Annotated in this window: 21 protein-coding genes; all 21 read right to left on the reverse strand. The window is 51.7% G+C overall.

All coding sequences use genetic code 11. The features are described from left to right. Window position 1 precedes the first annotated feature (1 nt). On the reverse strand, window positions 2–1,168 hold the full coding sequence (gene zapE, locus K0H80_RS03195) for a cell division protein ZapE (protein ID WP_220073065.1): 1,167 nt from the start codon (window positions 1,166–1,168) through the stop codon (window positions 2–4). 86 nt (window positions 1,169–1,254) lie between these two features. Beyond that, window positions 1,255–2,700, reverse strand: a complete 1,446-nt coding sequence (locus K0H80_RS03200) for an OmpA family protein (protein ID WP_220073066.1) — start codon at window positions 2,698–2,700, stop codon at window positions 1,255–1,257. Between the two features lie 66 nt (window positions 2,701–2,766). Then, a complete protein-coding gene (locus K0H80_RS03205; RefSeq protein WP_220073067.1) occupies window positions 2,767–4,182 on the reverse strand; it encodes a hypothetical protein in 1,416 nt (471 codons plus the stop codon). A gap of 97 nt (window positions 4,183–4,279) precedes the next feature. After that, window positions 4,280–4,681 (reverse strand): hypothetical protein, encoded by a 402-nt coding sequence (locus K0H80_RS03210; RefSeq protein WP_011864440.1) that lies wholly within the window; start codon window positions 4,679–4,681, stop codon window positions 4,280–4,282. 233 nt (window positions 4,682–4,914) lie between these two features. Further along, the gene (locus tag K0H80_RS03215; RefSeq protein WP_220073068.1) at window positions 4,915–5,610 is read right to left on the reverse strand and encodes a hypothetical protein; all 696 of its coding nucleotides are present in this window, start codon (window positions 5,608–5,610) and stop codon (window positions 4,915–4,917) included. 137 nt (window positions 5,611–5,747) lie between these two features. Further along, a complete protein-coding gene (locus tag K0H80_RS03220; protein WP_220044217.1) occupies window positions 5,748–6,206 on the reverse strand; it encodes a hypothetical protein in 459 nt (152 codons plus the stop codon). A gap of 136 nt (window positions 6,207–6,342) precedes the next feature. Then, a complete protein-coding gene (locus K0H80_RS03225) occupies window positions 6,343–7,374 on the reverse strand; it encodes a hypothetical protein (protein WP_220044218.1) in 1,032 nt (343 codons plus the stop codon). 61 nt (window positions 7,375–7,435) lie between these two features. Continuing rightward, entirely contained in the window at window positions 7,436–7,879 is a 444-nt protein-coding gene (locus K0H80_RS03230) for a hypothetical protein (RefSeq protein ID WP_220073069.1), read from the reverse strand. 128 nt (window positions 7,880–8,007) lie between these two features. Continuing rightward, on the reverse strand, window positions 8,008–8,685 hold the full coding sequence (locus K0H80_RS03235; protein WP_220073070.1) for a hypothetical protein: 678 nt from the start codon (window positions 8,683–8,685) through the stop codon (window positions 8,008–8,010). A 120-nt stretch (window positions 8,686–8,805) separates the two neighbouring features. Further along, window positions 8,806–9,264, reverse strand: coding sequence for a hypothetical protein (locus K0H80_RS03240; protein WP_220073071.1), 459 nt, complete (start codon window positions 9,262–9,264; stop codon window positions 8,806–8,808). A 551-nt stretch (window positions 9,265–9,815) separates the two neighbouring features. After that, window positions 9,816–13,814, reverse strand: coding sequence for an IPT/TIG domain-containing protein (locus tag K0H80_RS03245; RefSeq protein WP_220073072.1), 3,999 nt, complete (start codon window positions 13,812–13,814; stop codon window positions 9,816–9,818). Between the two features lie 78 nt (window positions 13,815–13,892). After that, window positions 13,893–14,540, reverse strand: coding sequence for a pilus assembly protein (locus tag K0H80_RS03250; protein ID WP_220073073.1), 648 nt, complete (start codon window positions 14,538–14,540; stop codon window positions 13,893–13,895). A 32-nt stretch (window positions 14,541–14,572) separates the two neighbouring features. Continuing rightward, on the reverse strand, window positions 14,573–15,055 hold the full coding sequence (locus tag K0H80_RS03255; RefSeq protein ID WP_011864446.1) for a tetratricopeptide repeat protein: 483 nt from the start codon (window positions 15,053–15,055) through the stop codon (window positions 14,573–14,575). Beyond that, window positions 15,043–15,387 (reverse strand): DUF192 domain-containing protein, encoded by a 345-nt coding sequence (locus K0H80_RS03260; RefSeq protein ID WP_011864447.1) that lies wholly within the window; start codon window positions 15,385–15,387, stop codon window positions 15,043–15,045. Before K0H80_RS03260 ends, K0H80_RS03255 begins: the two co-directional genes overlap by 13 nt. 1 nt (window position 15,388) lies before the next feature. Continuing rightward, complete coding sequence (locus K0H80_RS03265; RefSeq protein ID WP_011864448.1) at window positions 15,389–16,252, reverse strand: type II secretion system F family protein; 864 nt, start codon at window positions 16,250–16,252, stop codon at window positions 15,389–15,391. A gap of 8 nt (window positions 16,253–16,260) precedes the next feature. Continuing rightward, complete coding sequence (locus K0H80_RS03270) at window positions 16,261–17,112, reverse strand: type II secretion system F family protein (RefSeq protein WP_220073074.1); 852 nt, start codon at window positions 17,110–17,112, stop codon at window positions 16,261–16,263. Then, window positions 17,105–18,817, reverse strand: a complete 1,713-nt coding sequence (locus K0H80_RS03275; RefSeq protein WP_220073075.1) for a TadA family conjugal transfer-associated ATPase — start codon at window positions 18,815–18,817, stop codon at window positions 17,105–17,107. The genes K0H80_RS03270 and K0H80_RS03275 overlap by 8 nt, the downstream gene beginning before the upstream one ends. A gap of 9 nt (window positions 18,818–18,826) precedes the next feature. Beyond that, the gene (locus tag K0H80_RS03280) at window positions 18,827–20,137 is read right to left on the reverse strand and encodes a type II and III secretion system protein family protein (protein ID WP_220073076.1); all 1,311 of its coding nucleotides are present in this window, start codon (window positions 20,135–20,137) and stop codon (window positions 18,827–18,829) included. Further along, window positions 20,134–21,030: a Flp pilus assembly protein CpaB gene (cpaB, locus tag K0H80_RS03285; protein WP_220073077.1), complete on the reverse strand. Its 897-nt coding sequence runs from the start codon at window positions 21,028–21,030 to the stop codon at window positions 20,134–20,136. The genes K0H80_RS03280 and cpaB overlap by 4 nt, the downstream gene beginning before the upstream one ends. A 14-nt stretch (window positions 21,031–21,044) precedes the next feature. Further along, on the reverse strand, window positions 21,045–21,236 hold the full coding sequence (locus tag K0H80_RS03290) for a hypothetical protein (protein WP_011864453.1): 192 nt from the start codon (window positions 21,234–21,236) through the stop codon (window positions 21,045–21,047). A 7-nt stretch (window positions 21,237–21,243) separates the two neighbouring features. Next, window positions 21,244–21,915, reverse strand: a complete 672-nt coding sequence (locus K0H80_RS03295; RefSeq protein WP_220073078.1) for a hypothetical protein — start codon at window positions 21,913–21,915, stop codon at window positions 21,244–21,246. Between the last annotated feature and the right edge of the window lies 1 nt (window position 21,916).

Consider the following 21,916-nt stretch of genomic DNA (forward strand, 5'->3'; position numbering starts at 1 on the left):
TTTAGGCCTCGCCCGCGGCGCGGGTTGCGTTCAGGTATTGGCGCGACTGCATCTCAATGAGGCGACTCATGGTGCGTCTGAACTCGAAGGCCAGGGCGCCCGGGGTGTAGAGCTGCTCCAGCGGCAGACTGGCCTCTAGGTAAAGTTTGACCCCTTGATCGTAGAGCTCGTCCACCAGGGCGATGAAGCGCCGGGCCGGATCATCGTTGGGCGCGTAGTTGAGCTGGCGGTCCCCGGCGGCCACAGCGGCTGCGCCATCTTCTGTGCCCCTAGCGCGGATCCAGCTGCGCGGCGTGCCCCCAAGGGGCGGTACCTGGCTCAGGAGCAGGGTATCGAACTGGCTGGCGATGGCGATATAGTCGAGCTGTGAGCGTGGGCCACCGCACAGGGCGTCGAAGTCGAGCCAGAGGGTCGAGGTGCCGCGGCGAATAACGCTAATTTCCCTGCCTAAGATGGTCAGCGGTGTGTCGCTGCCACCACCAGGTTCCAGGGCATCGAAACGCCTGGCAAACTCCCCCTCATCTTGCTGGAAATAGGTCTGAACCTTGTCGAGGTGGCGCAGGCGATGGTCCATGCCGCCATCCAGGTGCAGGGCATCCGTGTGGGCTTCTAACAGGGCGATGCAGGGCAGAAACCTGTCTCTTGCCAGCCCATTCTCATAGAGGCGCTCTATGGGGGTATTGGAGGTGGCGACCAGAGTGATTCCCTCTGCAAACAGGGCCTCGAACAGGCCCGACAGTATCATGGCATCGCCTATGTCGCTGACGAAAAACTCATCGAAGCAGATCACCCGATAACTCTGAGCGAGTCTGCCGGCGATGCGCCTTAGGGGATCGCGCTTGCCGCTCTCGGCCTTGAGCTCCTTATGAACCCGCTCCATGAAGCGATGAAAATGCAGCCTGAGAGCCATCCCTTCGGGCAGGCTCTGACAGAAGAGATCCATCAGCATTGTCTTGCCGCGACCGACGTCGCCCCATAAATAGAGCCCCTTAGTCGGCGCCTGATTACTTGGATGTAGTGTACCGGGCTTATGAGCGCCAGAAGGCGTTGCTTGCAAGGCCTGATAGAGGGCTTCCAGGCGCAATATGGCCTGCTGCTGAGCCGGGTCGTCGACAAAGTTTTCCTGGGTGAGTTGATGTTGAAAACCTTGGAGGGGAGAGCGCGACATGAGATGACCCAGGTAGTGAGCGGACGGTCATTATATCAAGATGTTATGAATTAAACAGCGCCCACAGGGGGCGCCGTTTTGATGGACTATTGCATGTCTGAGCGCAGTACCAGCTCGACACGGCGATTACGCTGTCTGCCCGCCTCATCCAGGTTGTTGGCTACAGGCACATATTCGCCCACGCCCATGGGGCTGAGCTGAGCCTTGTTGATGCCATGAGATTGGGTGAGGGTGGCGACCACCGCCTTGGCCCGCTGCTCCGACAGCCCCTTGTTGTAGCCCTGTTTGCCCTGGTCGTCCGTGTGACCCACCACATAGAAGTGCTGCTTAGGATGGCTCTTGAGGTAGGTGGCTAGGGTGGTGATCACTTCGTCTGCCTCGGGCAGCATCTGATCGCTGTCGAACTTGAACAGTAGACCATCCAGCGCCACGTGGCCTTGTTGGGCTATCTTATCCTTAAGCCCCTCGAGATCTATGACCACTCTGTCATCGACGAGTTTGGTCTCCTCCACCACCTTTATCTCGCTCCACAGGCCGCCATGATAACCTGTGATAAAGACCATGGCGTGCACAGCGCCCTCGGGGCGATCGAGTCGATATAGGCTGTAATATTGGTTTTCATCGAAACCTATGCTGATCAGGGTCTTGATGCGACGTTCGATGAGATCTGTCTTACCACAGGCTAAGCCCTGGCAGTGAAAGCCCCGGACAAACCCCAGCTTTTCCAGCGCCGCCTTATAGTTAGCGTCGACCTCATACTCCGAGTAGCCCCTTGGGAGTTTATAGCCGATGTCGGTGACCTTACCCTCTAATGTCTTAATCTTGTGCTGGCCCTGTTCGACACCGTCAAATACCAAGGTCTGGGCATAGCCCTGCTGCTGATATTTTTGGATGAAGGCGCCGGGCAGCCTGGCGATCATAGGGTGGTCCTTCGAGCCTTGGGTATCCTTGTTGCCTCTGTCCTTAAATTCGCTCTGGCTGACCTCGCTTGTTAAGTAGGCCTGGTTGGTGGCAAGCAGATCAAGGGGCTCGTCAATCACCTCAACGATATCCAGCTGCAGGCCTGCACCGTTGTGCCAATTAGCGCCATAGACGGAAAGGTAGAGCTGTTTCTTGGCAAGCGTGAGCTTGGTGGTTAGTAGTGCGGGTGTCTTCTTGGGGATGTCGCTGAGCGGCGCTATCTGTCTTGAGAGTTTGAGATCATCGCCGCAGGCCTTCTCCTGACACTCGAACAGTATTGTGCCGCCGAGTTTTTCGATCTGTGCCTTATAGTTGTTGACGGCGTGGGAGGCCAGATAGCTGCTTGGCAACTTGTAATAGACCCGTTTCAGCTGACCGGCAACCGTCTGTGTCTGGTAAGTGTTCTTGTCGACGCCAATCACCAGGTCGAAGGGAGTGTAGTGGCGATCTTCTTGCTTATAAAGTTTACCTTCTGGCAGGGGCTGAAAGGGGAGGTCATTGGCCAGTGCCAGGCCGCTAAGGCCTACGCCGCCACATAAGGCGAGTGTGCAGGCGAGAGTTTGGGGTTTCATCTTAATTCCCTTTAAGTTTCTGAAAGTCGTTTTATCAATATCTGCTTGGTCATATTGCGTGCTCAGCTAAGGCGCGGGGCAATCGGTCATTATGGTAGGCCCCTGCATAGATGCCTGGCGTTGCATCAGGTCGGCCATGGCCTGTGGCGATAGGCCTTTGTAGAGCAAGGCAACATTAGGCTGATTTGCTAATGGTTTTAAGGCGTCGCAGCGCGTCGGCGACATGATGGCGATCGACTCGGCCTGAGCGTTTGCCAGTGCCTGCCAGTCTTGGCTATCGATCTGGTTGAAGCTAAGGTTGCCCTTAAGCGCCTTGAGGTCACCAAAGGTGATTATTTGACTCTGCTCTATGTTCAGCAGGTTGAGATGGCTAAGGCCAGCCAGCGCCGACAGGTCAGCCAGCACGCCGCCCTGTAGGCTCAGCATCTCCAGGTTAGACAGTTGGCTAAGGGCTTTTAGGCTGACCGAGTCGCTGGATAGGCGGCAGCTTAATACTGTAAGCGCCTGTGCCGAGGTCAGCCCCAGTTGCGAGACCTGCTGCTCGATACAGGCATCGAGCGTGTTACCTTGCAGGCCGGGCTGTTTTGGTGACGTATTCTCTTCTCGTTGGTTAAATGCTTCACTGTCTACAGGACTTGAGCCATTAGTATTTGAATCAGCAAGGAGTGTACCTGTTGCATTGGCGTCTAAACGGCTTGCATCAGTGCTTTTAGGTTCGGACCCTTTTAGCTCTGGTTGGTTAAGACTAGGTTCGTTAAGGCTTGGCCCTTCAGGCTCGAATGCCGACAGATTGGCCGCCTCTACTATTTCGGGGAGCCGTTCGGCCATCAGCCCTTCGAGCAATAAGATATCCTGGGCAACCGCTGGCATGGCCTGGGTAACATAGCAAAGCTTGCTGGTCTCCAGCAGGTTGACCAGCACGGCCGCGCGGCTCTGGCCGATATTTATCGCCATCAGCGCCGCGTAAGCCTCCCCCTGCTCCTGGGTTTGAGTCAGGCTTTGCAGCTGGTTGAGATAGTCTTGTACCTCGTCTCTGGTCTGCTGAAATTGTTCGAGTCGCTTGGGCTGATAACAGCTGGAGTTTTTGTCGATTCGGGTGAGGAAGGCGCGATAGCGAGGCAGATACTCATTGGTCAGGGTTAACATCTTGTTCGCGGTGAGCGCCATCTTACCGATTAAGGCATCTTGCAGTAGTGGCCTGGCATCTTGGTATTGGTCAAGCTTGTTAGAGAAAGTCTCCATCTGCTCTTTGTGTCTGCGACTCAGCTGACGGGCACGCTCGGTCAGTGGCGTCGTTTCGAGTTGAAACTGTTTGATGGCTTCTTTGTCGGTATCTTTGTCGGTTCCTGTGCCGGTATCGGCAGAGGCCAGGCCGCTAATTGAAACTAAGCTCAGCGCCGAGGCCAGCGCCAGTGCGCGCAGCACCTTGCTGCTGAAATTGGAGATGCTTTGGGGGATCCTAAGGTCTTGATCAAATAACACGACTTAGCCTTATCTGATGGCGAGCGTTGAGGGGGCGTTAATCTTGCGATTGAGCCGCCATGGCATAGAGGCTCGTGCCTATGCCATGGCGATTAATTTAGAAGTAGAGGTTGTCTACTAGCTTTTCGTTGACATAGAGCTCGCACTTATCTGCGGTGCTGCTCTTAGAGGATTGCACTATACCCGCGATGGCGCCGAAGGCACCGCCTTGCTTACCCAGCACAGACCCGAAGTAGCAGTGGCTTTTAACGGCAAAGTCTTTGTAGTTAGCCTTAAGATTTTGGGTTGGGGTGTAAGGGGGGAATCGGCCCTGCATGATAGGATCGCCGTTGACGCTAAGGATCAAGATGTTCTTCTTGTCGTGGTAGCTGCCGTTAAATTTAAGCACTGTGCCATCGACTTCGACCGTCTTTTCCAGTGCCATGCGTGGGCCGGGATCTGAGGCGCAGGCGGTCAATAACAGGGCTAGGGTCAGGGCAGAGAGTGAAGCAATTTTCATTGATATAGTCCTTTATATGGGAAGAAATAGTCCTGAGTGGTTGAATGGTTTTGAGGATGAAATGCCTCTCAATATGCTTTATTCACAACCACTTAAAATAAGCCTTTAGGTTTATTCGTAGCGATCCTATCGCAAAATATCGGCCGGAAACATTATTCTTTCGGGTGTATTTTGGCGGTTTAATCGGCAAAAAAATCATCGTTATGCACCGCCTAAGCGCTTTCAGCGTCAAGTTAAGGGCTGATGAAAATCATCCATAGATTTAGCAGCAAGACGCTTGCCCCCAGGACGAGGAGAAAGCTACCCAGTCGCTCCTTGGGTGGCGTGCTTTCCTCCATGACGATAGGGTAATCGAAGAAGATGGCCAGATAGAGCAGGCTTCTGAGGGGATAGGCCATGCTGGATAAGCTATAGCTTTGCCCCCGTTTCAGCTTGATGACGAGCCTGTGGGCGCGCTTACACTCTATCTGGTTGCTGTTTTGGTAGCTGTGCCAGTCGAACTGCAACTGGGCTATCTCTTCTCGGCCTATGCTTTGCGACGACCCAGAGTTGTTGGTGAGAAAGCGGGGCAAGGTGATGCCTGATTGGCTAATGATGATCTGCTGATTTGTCTGGCTATCGGCCTCTATCCCCAGGTGTGTTTTAACCTGGCGTTTACGGATAATGGCGTAAACCAGCAGGCCTATTACGGTCAATATTGGGAAGCGCAAAAAATCGAACCTGGGGTCAACAGAAGGAATGAACAGTGCCAATAGGATGAAGGGGAGCAGACTTGTGGCGAGCAGGAACTCTTTCTTAAGCGGCAGGGCAAAGAAGTTAAATGAGATGGGGAGCTTTTTCGTACTCTGCTTGTCGAGACCTAGGTATTGGCTCAAGAAGACGGTATCGAACCATTGCAGATTTTCCAGTAGGTGATTGAGTGAGTTCATCTCGATGAAAAGTCCCTTTTTCTTAGCATTTGTGTCGAGCATCAATGCTCTGATTGCCGCGTAATAGATCAAAAAGGGCAATCAAGTTGCCCTGATTCGTGCTAAGAATGTCTCAGATAATCGCTGTTGACTCAAGGCTATAGCCGTAACGAGCGGAAATACCAGCTGTCACCTATGCGTAGGTATTTGCAAGCCGTCGAGCTACTGTTGCCTTTGTTACTGGCGATATAAAGGTCGATCTCCTTGGCCTCTAGCGCACCTAACTTCTCTTGCTCGATTTTGGCAACCTTGGCAGGCGTTATTGCCTTGATTTTTATGGTATCAGGCTTAGCCTGGTAGTCTTTAACATATTTACCATGGCGATCGGCGAGCTGTTTCTTCAAGGTTTTTTCACCGAAGATGCCTAGCCAGGGCTCGGGAAATTCTGCCACATAGGCGTCGAAGTCCTCTGCGGCGTAGATATCCAGCATCTTGATGCAGCGCTGAGCCAAGGGGTCATCACTGAAATTTTGCTCGGTCGATGCCTGGAGGTTGGTTGATATTAGCGTTCCCGCTAATGTTCCCATTAATGCTAATGCCATCCATGGTTTGTTCATCTGGTTAAATCCTCTTTAAATCATACTGCAATGGAGTTGTGGGGAACTGTGACAGTTGCCGAGCCCTTTTGCCTGTTGAAGTTTGGTAATCCTTCAATATTACCCGATTTACTATTTTCGCTATTATTATCCATAGTTAAGGTTTCAGGTAGGGTGCTAACCAGCTGTGAATGGCATAGCTGTACTTGGAGGATATTTTATAGGCTAATGATTCTGTGCCTTGACGAGTGATCAAATAAGTAATTTTAGCGATATTGGTAACACCAATAACGTCAGATAATGGGTAAGATTTTGTCTTAAAAAAGCGTTTTTTGACAATCAAACTACCATGGTCAATCTTCAGTTGAGTCGGGATACTACGGTTTATCATCGAAAAACTGACAATACTCACAAAGGCGATTGCTAGAAAATACTGTAAAGGTGCTGGGATAAGGTCGAAATTTTCTAGCGCAGATGAATATAGCAAAAATGACACTGTGGCTGTACTCCACAGGATACAGCTAATAGAAGCTGTCCATAGTTTGAATTTCCCCATTCTGCCTGTTCCTATGGTTAGTTGTTGAAACGCAGTTTCTTTTAGTACTCCATCTTCGGGCAAGGGAGTGGATTGATGGTTTCTCAATAGTCCTTTAGAACTAAATTTCTGTCGTTGGTTTTTTACAGCTATGGCCAAATCAGTATCGAAGTGTTTTTCAAAAAATAGTGCAATATTAATCAAGGTTGAAATGTCCCGAATCACTAGGTTCCACTCAGGGTGACTATAAAATTTTATGCTGTAGTGATGATTAGCTCTTTTTAAGGTGTCAAAAAATGCTGAGAATTCACCAGTAGTAAATCCAGACATTTCCAGTAGAGATAAGTTGTTATTAGTCACAATCTCTTTTTCAGCAGTAATACCGAACCAAGATTTTGTTTTTACAACCTCTTTACGGATCGCATCAATCGTTAACCGGTTACGCTTAAACACAGGGAAGAATAAACAACTACCGACTAGGGCAACGATGAGTGGCATGAATATTTCGCCCGTATCTTGGTAGCCAAACCAACCTAAATAGATGATACCAGCACCTATGGCGGCTAAAACAGCACCAAAAACAAAGTCTATAACGCCACCTGTGTCCTGCAGTACGATCTGTTCATCGGTCTGCTTGTAAATTTTATAGCTCATAAATCCCTTTAGTAAGCTTTAGATATAAAAAACAGAACCCTGTTAATAACAGGGGTGCTGGTTAAGGTTTTTGAGCAAAGTACCAGCGCTTATCTTCGAACTGTTCGAAAGAGCAGGAGCTACCTTTATAACGTTTCATTATCCCCGCTTTGTATTTAATGCTTATGCTTTTGATTGCATGACCTTTATAGAATGAATCTCGAAATTCATCTTCCATTTCGAAAATATCGTATTTACTCAAAGGTTCACTGCCAAATCGTTTTAAATGACCTTCATACCACTTTTTTTCCAGTCTTTCAGCGCGGCTTACCATTGATTTAGGCAATAAATGGAAAAAAAGCTCAGGATCATTTTTTAAATAACTGTTGACCATATAATCCTTACAAACCGCCTTTAGGTTGGCATCGGAACCATCTTCAATGCCGGCGAAGCGCTCTAAAGCATGTACTGAAGCACACACTAGCATGATGCTAGATATTGTTATAAGGCTCGCTGCTAATCTCATATTAATCTCCTTTTAATACCTTGATGCCTGGATTTTCGGGGCGACTATGGTTCCTGCAAATGTTCCCATTAATCTAATTACCATCCATGGTTTGTTCATTGGTTAAGTTCCTTTTTAAGCAGATGGGCTTACAGAAAATACTCTTTAAACAGCAAGCCAGTTACCGCCACAAGCGCAACGATAGGAAAGGCGACAAACAGGCTACGAGCGACGATGGTCAAAGAGTGTCGACGTTTTTGCGTTGCGATGGGGTAGTCGAAATAGACCAGCAGGTAGAGTAGCGGCTTAATCGGGAAGTAGAGGCTCTTCAAACAGATTGATTTACCCGATTGCACCGTGATGATGAGTTCGCTGACATCGTAGGTGGTGCGCAGGTCGCGCGTGCTGGGCCAATAACGCACGCCTATCTCCTTTATGTCTCGTCGCTGCATTTCCAAAGGGCCCGCTTTGATATCGATAAGGGGACTGCCGGGAATACAGACCCTTTCAGCGTTAATCTGGCAAACATGGGCTTTCGCCCGACCATAAATACTATTGATAAACAGTTTCTTGAGAAGCAGATAACTTATGATGGCGCCGATATTTAGCATCAGCCAGGCCTCTGGAAGCATAAGGCTAGGATTGATAAAGGGCAGAATGGCCAATGTCAGTGGGCCAATGAAAAAGAGTATTTCTAACGGCAAGGGCAGCGGGTAGAGCAACCTGGATGACTTGAGGCGAACGTCGCTGTCGCTAGTTAGTTGGTTCTTTCCCTTGAAGTCTGTGGTACCAAACCAGGGAGTGTCGTCAAGGGTTAGCTTTTCCATGCCAGTAGAGTCCTTTCAAGCCGGTTGGGTTTGTGATTACCAGCTAAGATGTCAAAAAGGGCAAACAAGTTGCCCTGATTCGTGCTAAGAATGTCTCAGCTAATCGCTGTTAACTCAAGGCTATAGCCGTAACGAGCGGAAATACCAGCTGTCACCTATGCGTAGGTATTTGCAAGCCGTCGCGCTACTGTTGCCTTTGTCACTGGCGATATAAAGGTCGATCTCCTTGGCCTCTAGCGCACCTAACTTCTCTTGCTCGATTTTGGCAACCTTGGCAGGCGTTATTGCCTTGATTTTTATGGTATCAGGCTTAGCTTGGTATTCTTTAACATATTTACCATGGCGATCGGCGAGCTGTTTCCTCAAGGTTTTTTCACCGAAGATGCCTAGCCAGGGCTCGGGAAATTCTGCCACATAGGCGTCGAAGTCCTCTGTGGCGTAGATATCCAGCATCTTGATGCAGCGCTGAGCCAAGGGGTCATCACTGAAATTTTGTTCGGTCGATGCTTGGAGGTTGGTTGATATTAGCGTTCCCGCTAATGTTCCCATTAATATTAATGCCATCCATGGTTTGTTCATCTGGTTAAATCCTTGTTGAGTTGGTGGGCATTGCCTAGAAAGGGCTTGATTCTAGCCTTTAGACAATATTAAGGACGATGCTTTTGCTCCAAATTGTTGCGAAGAATATCCCAGATAAGAGGCTGGAATTCAAGGTTATAGACGATGCTAACTGAAATAGCGACTGCCAATAACCCGTCAGCACTTACTCGGTTTGATCGAACTTAGCGGCACTTGAAATTGGCCCGTTATGGTTGTGAAGATTAAAACCAACCGTTGCTATATTTTAATTAATGACCACTCACGCGAGGAAAATTGAATGTCGTACCAACAATTGACATTGTGATTTTAGTGAGTTCGGTCGCACCAAATGCTTCCTGCTTATCAACACTAGCGTCGATATCGGGGACACCTTAACGAGTAAGCTTTCATGTCGAGCATAAAGGCAGCTTTCGCTGCCTTTATGCTCATTTTTATTGTGACTTTACGTTTTCCATAGATTGGGAGTGGTAATAGGAGCCTTTATTTTTCATATTAAGGTCAATGTTACCAAAAGCTGTGTCACCCATGATCTATTCTTCTTGTAAAATCCTTACCTTGTTGGTTGCCGAGTTGATATAGGCACAGTTAGAGATCTTCGGATTGGTGCTCTTAGCTACCTTGATCTTAAAGGACTTGGTTGCATCTCGAACTAAGTCTCGACCAGACAAGGCATGGCTACCTGCTTCGATGGTGACATTGTCAGAGAAACAGATGTAGTAGGTACCAACATCGTCAGGAGCCTCGATACCTTTGAGTTCGGCCGTATAGTTGCCAGGTTGAAGTTGTGAGCTAATGTCGACCATTCTTGCCCCTGTGGTCATTAGGCCTGCCTGCTTATTGTCTAGCCAGAGTGCGTATTTGTCGTCGGCCAGGTTACCGTTGTCGCCAAAGCGCACCAGCATCCTGTTTTCGAGCAGAGTGAAGGGGGTATACAGAGTTTCTGACTCCCTCTTGACCGAGACGCTGCCAGTGAGGGCGTGTTCGGGCACTATGATTTTAAGCTCATTGTCTTTAACTTGAGTGATGACGGCTTTTTCCTGTCCGCTGCTGGCGGTAAACCAAACTTCGACTTTGTCGTCAAAGCCGATTCCCTTGAGTGTCAGCACATCTTGAGGATAGCCTTCATCGGGATAGAGTTTATCGAGGGCGAAGCCAGTGCCAATTTTTATGGTCTTAGGGTCGCTGTAATCGGTCGATTTAGTGATCTGCTCTCTATGTTCGACTTCGACTCGTAGATCGCCCTTGGCGTCTTTGAGGTACTCTCCTGGAATGGTGACGATAAGTTCAGTGCCTGAGTCATTGACCTGGTATTTTGATATTTCGGTTTTGTGATCATTGTTGCCTTGATCATAGATAACCACCAGCGGATGCTCGTCTGGCCAAGGCCACCAGTTGTCAATCGGCTTGAAACCGGCACCACGTATGGTCAGTTCGACGCCCTTGTCTTCGGCGCTCACGATACCAGGGTTTAAGGTGATTATCTTCATTCCCCAGTTGACGTAGAAATCATATTGCGCGCCGACTTTATTTAAATCCCACCAAAACTTCGCAATATCGGCGCCGGAATCGACCCCTTTTAAGATATCCCATACGATGGCGACTTCACCTATGACGGGAATAACCCTCACGGCGATTTTCTTAAGTACCGCTTCGCCAATGTTGATCGGGCTTATCGACATCTCTTCAAGCAATGCGGTGAGGATTGGGCCAGATTTACCATTGGCCAAGGCATCCTTTTCCGTATCCAACATGAGCTTGATACGTCCCCAGATAAGCGCCTCGACGGCCTGGCTCCATTGACCATCCTCTTGAGCTTTTTCTATGGTATCTCTAATAAAATCAATATCATTGAATCCATGGGAAAGAATGATTTCGATGATATTCTTACCTCTTTTAAGCTTGGTCATTGGCCCTTGGGGAACCTTACCTGAAAGCCCGGCTACGTCTAGCATCAACTTGATCGATGGCCATATGCCGCGTTCGACCAGAGATCTCAGGTAGAGCTGAGATCGAATCCTGACTTGATCGTTTTCCGTGGCAAAAGGTTGTGAATAACCGGGACTCAATACCGTGTAGACACAGTCGGTATAAGGGCACGCCTTAGAGGTCACATCCTGGGACCAGAGATCGACACCAAATAGCTGCAGATACTGGGCACCTATGATGTCGCGGTCAAACATGTCTTGGATATGCTCATGAGTCTTACCGGTTTTATCCGTGACATAGCCTTCCCCCTTCTCAAGATCTTTGTTCATGGGATGAACCCCAAGGCTGAGCAGGAGCTGAGAACGGTTCTGTACCTCCATGAAACCATCGTATTCCAGCGCCTTGTACCATTCCTCTTGAAAGGCTTTTCTGGTTGGGCTGATGGATATCTCATCCCAATAGGAGGCGCCGGGCGTGACTGTTGGTTTAATAGAGCCGTTGCTGGCTGCTTTTTGTGCCTTGCTCTTCTGATTGATGTACTGGTCTTGAGTCTCATAGCCGTTCATTAGGTCTATGGCTATGGCGGTTGAGGCTTTTGCCAAGCCACTCATATTTGGAATTTTATTGAGATTCGGGTCTTGTTTTAGCTGTTCTAGGAACCCTTTGTCGTGGGCGGCAATACGATTAACAGAGGGCATTAGCAGTATGTTGGAAAGCGCCAACCTGCCAGTATTGACCTCAACGGTTTGTTCGTCACTCATAACGGCCAAAGAGGTATAGGGAGTGAAACCTCCATTGATATGCTGATAGAGCTCAATAAAGCCGATAGCCTCGCGGATAAGTACTACCTGCACTCCCTTATCGCTAAGTGCCGTAAACTCGTTAGTATAAGCGTCTTTGGCATAGAGGGCGGGCAGATCTGTGGCCGTTGCCTGGCTATTTAGCGTGACGGTTACGCTGGCCTCGAGGTTTAGGTAGACCTTATTGCTCAGCAGCTGCAAGGATTCCACATAGATGAATCCCGAAGTTGTTTCAGCCGGCAGGGTGATGATTGCCTGGTTATCGACCACAGAATCAGGACTCACGGTCAGGGTGCCGATATGAACCGACATGCTTGGTTGCAGGTTGCGCCCTCTGATAGTGATTTTATCTCCTGCCTGATATTGTCCCGCGCTTAACTCTTCAATGATAGGTGTTAGTGGTGAGGAAACTCTGAAGTATTTAGAGAGGCTTCTTTGATTGCCATCTGTCAGGTAATATTCGAAATCTTGCTCATCTGAGATGGATTCGGGCAGATAGAAGTAAAAGCCGTCATTCTCGAAGTCGGTCAGTTTGATGTTATAGATTTCACTGCCGTTAATTAGTACCAGAGTGGCATCGGCGACAGGGATATCTTGTCCTTGGACGAAGACTCTTTCTCCTGGAAAGCTTCTATCGGTCAAGCTAATGCCTAGGCTGTCTTGGTATCTGACAGCAAACACCTGAAATGCCTCGGTGAGGGCGATCTTAGTTAGTCTGTCATTGTCATTGATATCAAACAGACCGTCAGAATCATCATCTCTGTCTAAGAAGTCATAGACACCGTCATGATCGGTATCGAGCGGCTTATCGAGCTCCACGGCTTCGACATTGTCGGCAATGGTATTGCCGTCTGAATCTGTATCGACAAATGCACCCATGCCATCACCATCGACATCGGCGAGTAGCTCTAGGCTGTCAGGTAGGCCATCGTTGTCGGCATCCGTATCCAGCCAGTTGGGGATACCATCATTATCTACGTCCAGTTGTAGACTGCCAAAGGCTTTGACATAGACTTCATTGGCGTCGTATACCCCATCACCATCGGTATCAGGATTGGCATCATTGATTTCCAGGGCTCTCTCTACATCTTGGGGGAGGCCATCGTAATCAGTATCGACAAATGCCTTCAGGGTATAGTTGGCGTTAGTATCACCAGCCAGATCCTGTTCGGCGATCGCTACGTAATAGGTTCCAGCGGTTTGGAACTTCACGCTGGCGAGTGTGCCTATCATGCCGATTGGTTCGGCATTGTTTTTAATTTCAAAAATTGCCCTACCGGTTTCGTCCAGAATACTTATCGTCGGCTTGTAGGAGAAGTCATCCATGAGTAACAGGAAGGTAATGGGATTGTCCGCGTCGATGACTGCCTGGTCGACCTTGATGCGGTAGACATCACCGTCACCGCGCTCTTCAAAGGCGCCCTTTAAGGTAAAAGGGAAACTACCTGGTACTAAGGTCGCTACCGCTGGATTGTCATTGAAGCTGGACTCAGTCGTTGTCGGATAGCTTTGTTTGCTGGCATCAAACGGATAGTCATCCAATTCATCTACCACGCCGTCGCCATCTTCATCCCTGTTTTCCCAGGTGCCCACCTGAGGTGGCTCTGTGGGATCGGTAGGATCCGTAGGTTCGGTCGGCTCAGTTGGATTGGTGGGATCTACAGGGTCCACAGGATCTGTCGGCACCTGAGAGTTAGGGCCTTCTCCCTCTTTGAGTTCGCCGTTACAGCCCGTTATTGCCAGGGTCGAGGTCAGCATGAGTGCCAGCCAATGTTGCTTGGTCAGGCGAGACGTGTGTTTCATTTTATATATCCCTATGATTTTACAAGGTCCAGAATTCTTGTTTGGTATTGAATATTCGGTTTAGCTGTTTCGCTGAGCTTACATTCGAAATGGTGTCTGCATACGCATCAGTCCCTGAGCCGTGATTGCCAAATACGTATCACCCGTTGCCAATCCCAGCACGTTGCAGGCCAGCTGTTCCCGGCTTGGGTTATAGAGGGGGGAGGTGACTATCTCCTTAATGATGTAGTTGGCAAAGGGGACGATCAGCTTTTGGCACCAGCGCACCTCTATCTGCAGCAGGTTGGCGTCCTGCACATTCAGTTGTCGGTTATTGCCCACGTTCTTGGGGGCTGGGTCACGAAACATCAGGTTGTTGTTGGGGATCTCATAGCGAGAGCCTGTGTCATATCGACTTCGTACCTTGAAGCGGTCGAAGGTTTCCCTGTCAGGGCTGAGTATGGTTATTTGACTTTGTACCAAGGTGGCGAGTCTTGCCTTGGCGAAGGCCTGAACCGTGTCACTCGTGCCCGTGCCGTGGGCAAATAGCGGCATCATCCCCTGGGCCAGCCCCTTGCGCATCTCGTCAATATTGCCATGGTGTAGGGTGCCGGCCCGGACGGCGGCAACCGTGGCCGCATCCAGGGTGCTCTTGCTGGTGTAGATAAAGGCCCACTGCACGATCAACATCATGGCAACCAGAATGATGGGAATAAGAAACGGCAGGGCAAGGCTGAACTCAAACATACTCTGCCCTCGCTGTTTCGAGCGTGCCGCTATCATAGCCCCGCCTGCGCCGTCGTTTGTGGCTGGCTCTGCAGCTGATTGAGGGCGTCGAGCAGCGCCTTGATTTGACGGCCCACGGCAGAGTCGGCATCGCCCTGGTTGCTGGCGGTATTGAGCGCATTGGTGGACTGCTTGATACGCACCAATCCCATGTTGTACCAGGCCTTCTGGTTGTTTGGCTCTAGCTCGATGCAACGTCGATAGGCGGCGATGGCTGCTTCATGACGGTTGGTACGGGTATAGATGTTACCTAGGCGAAACCAGGCGGGCGCATAGTTAGGCACGCTCTTTAGCACCTCGAGATAGAGGCTCTCCGCCTGATCCAACATGGCCAGTTTGTAGGCATGCTCCGCCTGAGACTGAATCGCCATGATCTGCTCATTGCCCTTGTGCTCAGGCTTCTGAGGCGTAGTCGAACAGGCGCCGAGTAAAGCAGTAACGGCGACGAATAGCGAGAGGCGTATTAGTTTGCCCATGTCAAAATATCTCCGGGTTTTATCTGTTTGTGGGTGGAGTTGCCTGCCGCCAGCTCCAAAACCTGGGTGGCACCTCGACAAGCACTGCTGCGCCAGGGCTTAAGATTTCGGGTGATCTTAAGCACCTTGTTGTTTTTATTGAGGTAGACGATATCCAGCGCATAGCGCATCCCCAGGGTATGCACCGAGCTGCAGGGAGCGATAAGCATCCCTTGCTCGTGAGAGAGGGGGCGACGACCTAACAGTCCTCTGAGTCTGAGCCAGGGAGTATCGGCCACGAAGACTTCGGTGATCGCCTGTCCGTTTGGGGTTTTCAGTGTGGTTTTCTTCATGTTAGAGCTCGTACATAAACTTCATGGCAATCGGGAAGGCCAAGATCATAAAGGTCACGGGAAAGATGAAGACGATCAGCGGGAAGACCAGCTTGACCGGTGCCTCCAGAGCCTTCTTCTCGGCGCGCTGAAAACGCTCTATTCGGCGTTGATCCGACTGGATCCTCAGTGTCTGGCCCAGGCTGGCACCGGTTCTTTCTGCCTGTGCCAGGGCGCTGACGAGGCTGTTGACCTCGGTCACCTGTACACGATCGGCCATGTTACGAAACGCCTGGGCACGTGACATACCGGCGCGCATGTCGCGAATTACCTTCTCAAACTCGATGCGCAGTGGTCCGGCTGGACCGCGCTCGACCGCCTGGCTGAGGGCGCCCGTCATGTTGAGGCCCGCCTCGATCGACATGGTGAGGTAGTCCAGATACACGGGTAGGCTCTTGACGATCAGCCCCTGGCGTTTCTTACGCAGATCGTTGAGGGTCATCACAGGCAGAAAGTAACCGAATACGGCGGCCAGCAGCAGATATTGAGGCACATAGGCGTCAAGCATGGCGCTACATATGAGCGTCAGTCCCAGGCTAAACAGGGTGCTCAGGATGCGGATGGCAAAGTATTGCTCGGCGGTCATTATGTAAGATAACCCTGAGACCTGGAGCTTCTTGGAAACCCGCTCCAGATAATCGACGCTGAGGTTCTCACTGACATAGAAGGCCAACAGGCGCACCAGGGGCCAGATAAGCTTAAGACCCGGCGATAGCGGGTCCATAAATTCACGGTTTTCCTTCGGTACTCTGTGGTAGATGCGAGCGCAGCTTACGGTCAGGAAAACGAAGGAGATCACGAAGCAGGCGACAATAAGATTGACCATGATTTTCCCTATACGTCTATCGCGACGATCTTACGGATCGACAGGTAGCCACTGGTGAGCATGATGATGACCAGGGCAATCAGGGCCCACCCCATAGGCTCGGTGAGAATACGGCCCATGGCGGAGGGTTCCATGTGATAGAGCACTACGCCGATAAAGACGGGCAGCAGGGTCATCACTATGCCCTGCATCTTGCCTTGGGAGGTTAGGGCATCTATCTTGCCTTCCATCTCTATCTTGCGTCGCAAGGTGGCGGAGAGGCGTTGTAGCACCTCGGCTAGGTTGCCCCCGACCTCACGGGAGATCTGCATGCCGGCGGTTACCAGCTGAAACTCCTCTTCGGGGATACGCTTAAACATGTTGTCCAGCGCCGTGTTGAACTCCACCCCCAGGCGCTGCTCGCGCAGGAAGAGCTGAAACTCCTGTTTGATCGGCGCCTCCATCTCTTCGGCCATAAATTCGATGGCGTTGCTGACGTTGGCCCCCGACTGCATCGAAGATGCGATCATATTGAGTGCATCGGGCAGCTGGTGGACAAACTTGCGGCGACGGCGCTTATGCAGGAACTGATAGGCGAAGCGTGGCAGCAGCGCCAGCGCGATACTCAGTAATATCCCCAGCACCCAGGAGCCGAAGAAGAGCCGCACCAAAAAAGGCACCGCCAACAGGGTCAGCATGTTGATGACAAACAGCTGCCTAGGTTCGATAAACAGGAACATATCGAACAGGTTGGTGCGGGCCGAGCTGGTAAAGGTTTCCTGATAGCGTTTGGCGAAGCGTGTCGACAGGTGCTTAAGCGCCCACACCAGCATGGTGACCGAGGCGAACGCCAGTATGGCGGCGATTAACGGACTACTCATAGCGGCTATCCTTGTCGAAGATATCCAAACGTACGGCGATCCCTTGTTTTCTTAGCTGTTCGTAAAACTCGGGCAGAGTGCCGGTTGCGGTGTAATAGCCCTGTACCTTGCCCTGCTCGTCGAAGCCGGTCTGCTGGAATTTGAAGATCTCCGACAGTTGCACCACAGTGCCTTCGATGCCAGTAACTTCACAGATGCTGGTGACTCGGCGCGAGCCGTCACAGAAGCGTGACTGCTGCACTATGATGTTGACCGCCGAGGTGATCTGCTCGCGGATCGCCGTGACAGGTAGATCCATTCCCGCCATCATCACCATCACCTCGAGACGTGAGATACAGTCTCTTGGCGAGTTGGAGTGGGCCGTGGTGAGCGAGCCGTCGTGACCCGTGTTCATTGCCTGCAGCATGTCGAGCGCCTCACCGCCACGACACTCACCGATCACCACGCGATCGGGACGCATCCGTAGGCAGTTCTTCACCAGATCGCGGATCTCGATGGCACCTTTGCCCTCCTGGTTAGGGGGACGGGCCTCAAGGGAGACCAGGTTAGGCTGATAGAGCTGAAGTTCGGCGGCATCTTCCACCGTAACGATACGTTCATTGTCTGGAATGAAGTTAGACAGTACGTTCAGCAGGGTAGTCTTACCCGAGCCAGTCCCCCCGGAGATGACGACGTTGCGCTTCTGCTTCACGGCGATCTCAAGAAACTCCGCCATGGCCTGGCTCATGGAGCCAAAGGCCACCAGATCGTTGCAGCTCAGGCGTCGCTGCATGAATTTACGTATGGTGATGCAGGGCCCCTTGAGTGCCAGCGGGGGGATCACCGCATTCACGCGGGAACCATCCTTGAGGCGGGCATCCACCATGGGGGAGCTCTCATCGATACGTCGGCCTATGGGGGTCACGATTCGTTCGATGGCGCCGAGTACTGCCTGATCGTCGGAGAAGGCGATATCCGACAGGTAGAGGTTACCCGCCTTCTCATAGAAGATCTGATCATGGCTGTTGACCATGATCTCAGTGACATCCGGGTCGGCAATCAGCCCCTCGAGCGGCCCTAGGCCTATGGTCTCGTCCAATACCTCTTTGGTCAGCGCCGAGATCTCGATATCGTCGGGTAACTTAAAGTTGTCGATGATCTGCTTGAGCAGCACCTCACTCTGTGCGCGCAGCTCGGTATCACTCATCTCGTTAACGTTAACCCGGCGTAGATCCATCTGCTTGAGTAGCTCGGTATGCACCTTGCGGCGCCACTCGTTGCGTCTCTGAATCTGGGCGCTCTGCTCCGTCACTATTGGAGGCTGCGCCTCGGCAGAGGTTACGGCTGCAGCGGCCACGGGAGCGGCTGATGCCACGACGGGCGCTGCAGGTGGCGGTGGCGTCTCGGCGGGGGCACTTGCCTGAAATTGCGGATCGCTGCTCTGTACCCTGAGTTGATAATCGCCCACCTGAATCTTGTCGTTGAGGGTGAGGGGACCGAACTCCTGATGTTTCTCGTCGTTCACGCGTACGCCGGTACGGCTCTTGTTGTCGACGATGAAGATCCCCTCCTCATTTTGCCGCAGGGTGGCGTGATGCTTGGAGATCTTAAAGCCCCGAAGGACGATCAGCTGATCGGGATCTTTACCCACATGGCATTCGCGGTGGATACATTGAAACTCGCCGACCTTGGTGCCCTTGGTGGTGCTGACTAAGATGTTAAACATGAGCTGCTCCTAGTCCAAGATGTAGAAAGCTTCGAGCTTGGTGGCTTCTTCCGCCATCTCCAGGCCGCGATTGAGTTGAGTGTCATGCTCCTCCTGCCCGGGATAGACCACCACTGGGGTGACGAAGATGACCAACTCTGTCTTGTCGTCTTTAAAGTCGCGGGACTTGAAGAGTTCACCCAGGATGGGGATATCGCCAAGCAGAGGGAACTTGTTGACTATCTTGGACATTTCACTGTTGACCAGGCCTGAGATCACTATGGTCTCGTTGTTCTTCACGTTGATCACAGACTCGGTGCGGCGGGTCAGCATGCCTGGCACACCATCGACAGCCACAGAAGGATCGATTGAGCTGACCTCGGCCATGACCCGGCTGACGATGTTTTGTTGCTCGTCTACCACGGGCTCGATATCCAGCTTGATACCGTACTCTTTATATTCGACATCCACGGCGCCGAGGCCGCTGACGCTGCGGATAGGGAACTCGCCACCGGCCAGGAAGCTGGCCGACTCGCCGCTGCGGGTGGTCAGATTAGGCTGCGCCAGCAGGCGGGCATCGCCCTTTTCAGATAGCAATTGGATCTGGCTGCCGATACCCGAGACGATACCCAGCGAGCTCCAGCCACGGGTATCTAAGACGCCTATGTTCTCGGTAATGGATTTGGTGATCGCCTCTGTGTATTGGCCGGGTGAGGCGACGTTGAAGATAGGGTTGGCGGTAAAGCCCTTGGCCACGCCATATGCCGGACCAGCCATGGAGGTTTCCCACTTGATGCCGACGTTGTTGAGGGTCGACTTGTTGAACTCGACTATCTTGACCTGCATCTTCACCATGGGTGACATTGTCTTGGCAAACTTGAGGTATTTCACCAGGGAGACGACGTTGGGATCGCCTTCGAGGATCTTCTCCAGCTGCTCCTTCTGGGCAAGGTCGGCTTCGCCCTGAACTATGATCAGGCCATCGCTCTCCGAAACGGTGAGCGACGGGAAGGCGGCGAGCATCTTCTTGACCATGGTGGTGGTGCGCAGGCTGTTGTCTGGGGTGACGGTGAGGCTGAGCTTGATCAGCTTGCCATCTTTCTGCCATAGCTGCAGGTCGGTATTGCCCGGAGCCTCGCCGATCAGCAAGACGCCCTTGTTATCGACGACCTTGGCGCTGAGCACCTTGCCGTTACCCACGACGATACGCTCGACGTTGGCGGCCTTATAGAGTTCGACTGCGCCGACATAGAGCTTCATGGGGCGGTTGTTGTGCGCCATGCTGGACGCGGGCAGCAGTAGACATATCCAAAAAAATGCGACAATTTTCAATGTTTTCATAGTACGGCTTTATCTTTTTGTTGGCTGAGTTGCTCTAGCATCTCTTTGGGAAGCGGGTAGGTTTGGGTACTGGTTTTGATGCCACTGCCACCGGTGATCACCTCAACGGCAAGCTCGTGGTTTTCCTCATCGCGATTAAACAGTTGGCCTTCATGCATAGAGATAAACTCCAGCGCGCTAGACTCCTTCTGATTTCTCAGCAGGGTGACAAAATCGCCTTTCTGTTTTGCCAGTGAGACGCGTGCCGCGTCGTTGACCGATAGCGCTAGAGTGACTGTGTTATAGGCGTTCGGGTTGTCGTATAGGGTGTCGACCAACTCGGGATTGACATCTATGCTGCGTCTGCCTGTGGCCAGCACAGTGACATCCTCCAGTAGCAGCTGGAGTCGTTTTCGCTCGCCATCGCGCCCCTCTTCTTTGAAGGAGAGCAGCAGATCGATATGATCCGAGGGCACCAGCATGCCGGCACTCGAGTTAATCTCATCGATATCTATGGTGACGGCACGTTGGCCCTCTTTAAGAATGTCGGAGAACTGCGCCACGCGCATGCCGGGCAGATAGGTTTCGATCAGCGGGCGACCCGGTGCCATGGGTTGTAGCAACATCTGACCTGAGACCTCGCCGAAGCGGCTGGGGTGTATGGCGTCCAGGGGCAGGGTATCGGCGCGGATTTGACGCACAGACATGTTGGCCTGGGAGATGATGTCGCCCTTTTTCAGTGGCTGGGTGGCGACGATCACGTCGGCCATCGCAATGTTGTCCTTGGTTAACTCATCTCTGAGTTCCTGCTCTTTGGCTATGAAGTAGTTCTTGGTCGCCCAGGCCGAAATACCACCTAAGATCAAGGCAATAACTAGCAGCACCCAATTGAAGTCAATTGATTTTAATTTCATCGTTAAACCTGAAGTTAGTTGGGGAGTATCGAGAGCGATTTCGTATAGGCAAACGCCGTATACCACTCGGTGAGGGCATCGGCGCAGAGGTCTAGCACATTGTCATCATTGCTGACGGGGGTGAGCAGGGCGGCGACTAAGGCGCCGCATACCACCAGGTATTCGACGCTGGCCTGGCCCCGACAGCGGGTGTTGCTTAACTGCATGGGTTCATCATCCTTGTTTCACTTGATTGGCAACTATGTAAACTTGCGAATTTCGGGTGTCGAAACTGATATCGACGCTATTGGTTCCCTGGCTCATCTGAAGGGCGGCCTTGCCCGATTGGGTATCGAGTATGGCGGTCTCTTCCACCCAGCCTCGCTGCTGATAGTGGCGGCGGTAGTAGTGATAGTTACTGGCCAGGCTACGAGTGCTGCTCAGCACGATAGTGCGCCCCTGCTTGTAGAGGTCGGTCGAGGCTATATCTGACAGCACGGTCGCGCCGCTGGGCTGGGGGAAGGTGTTGCGTCTAACCTTAGCCAGTTCATTTTCTTCCATGTTCTTAGTGATGCCGACAAAGGCGGTGACGCCATCTAACTGCTGGCTGATGCGGGCGGTCAGCAGATAAGGGGGTTGCAGACTGTTGATCACTAAGTCGCCGTTAAAGGGGCGGGAGTCGAAGCGTTCGCTATCTTTCTGCCAGGCCTTAGTAAAGAAGGCCGCCAGCTGGGCCTGGGTCTGAGTGTCTTTGACCACCCAGGTCTTCATGGGGTAGCCGTTGTAGCGCATCTCATCGGCGACTATCTCTACCTTGGCGGTGTCGGGAAAATTTACTTCAGGCCAGTCGCTTGCCTGTGTATGGCCGGTGAATAGGATGAGAATAAGGGGGAAAAGCGATTTCATG

It is taken from the genome of Shewanella aegiceratis, assembly GCF_019457495.1.
In the GTDB taxonomy this organism is placed as follows: Bacteria; Pseudomonadota; Gammaproteobacteria; order Enterobacterales; family Shewanellaceae; genus Shewanella; species Shewanella loihica.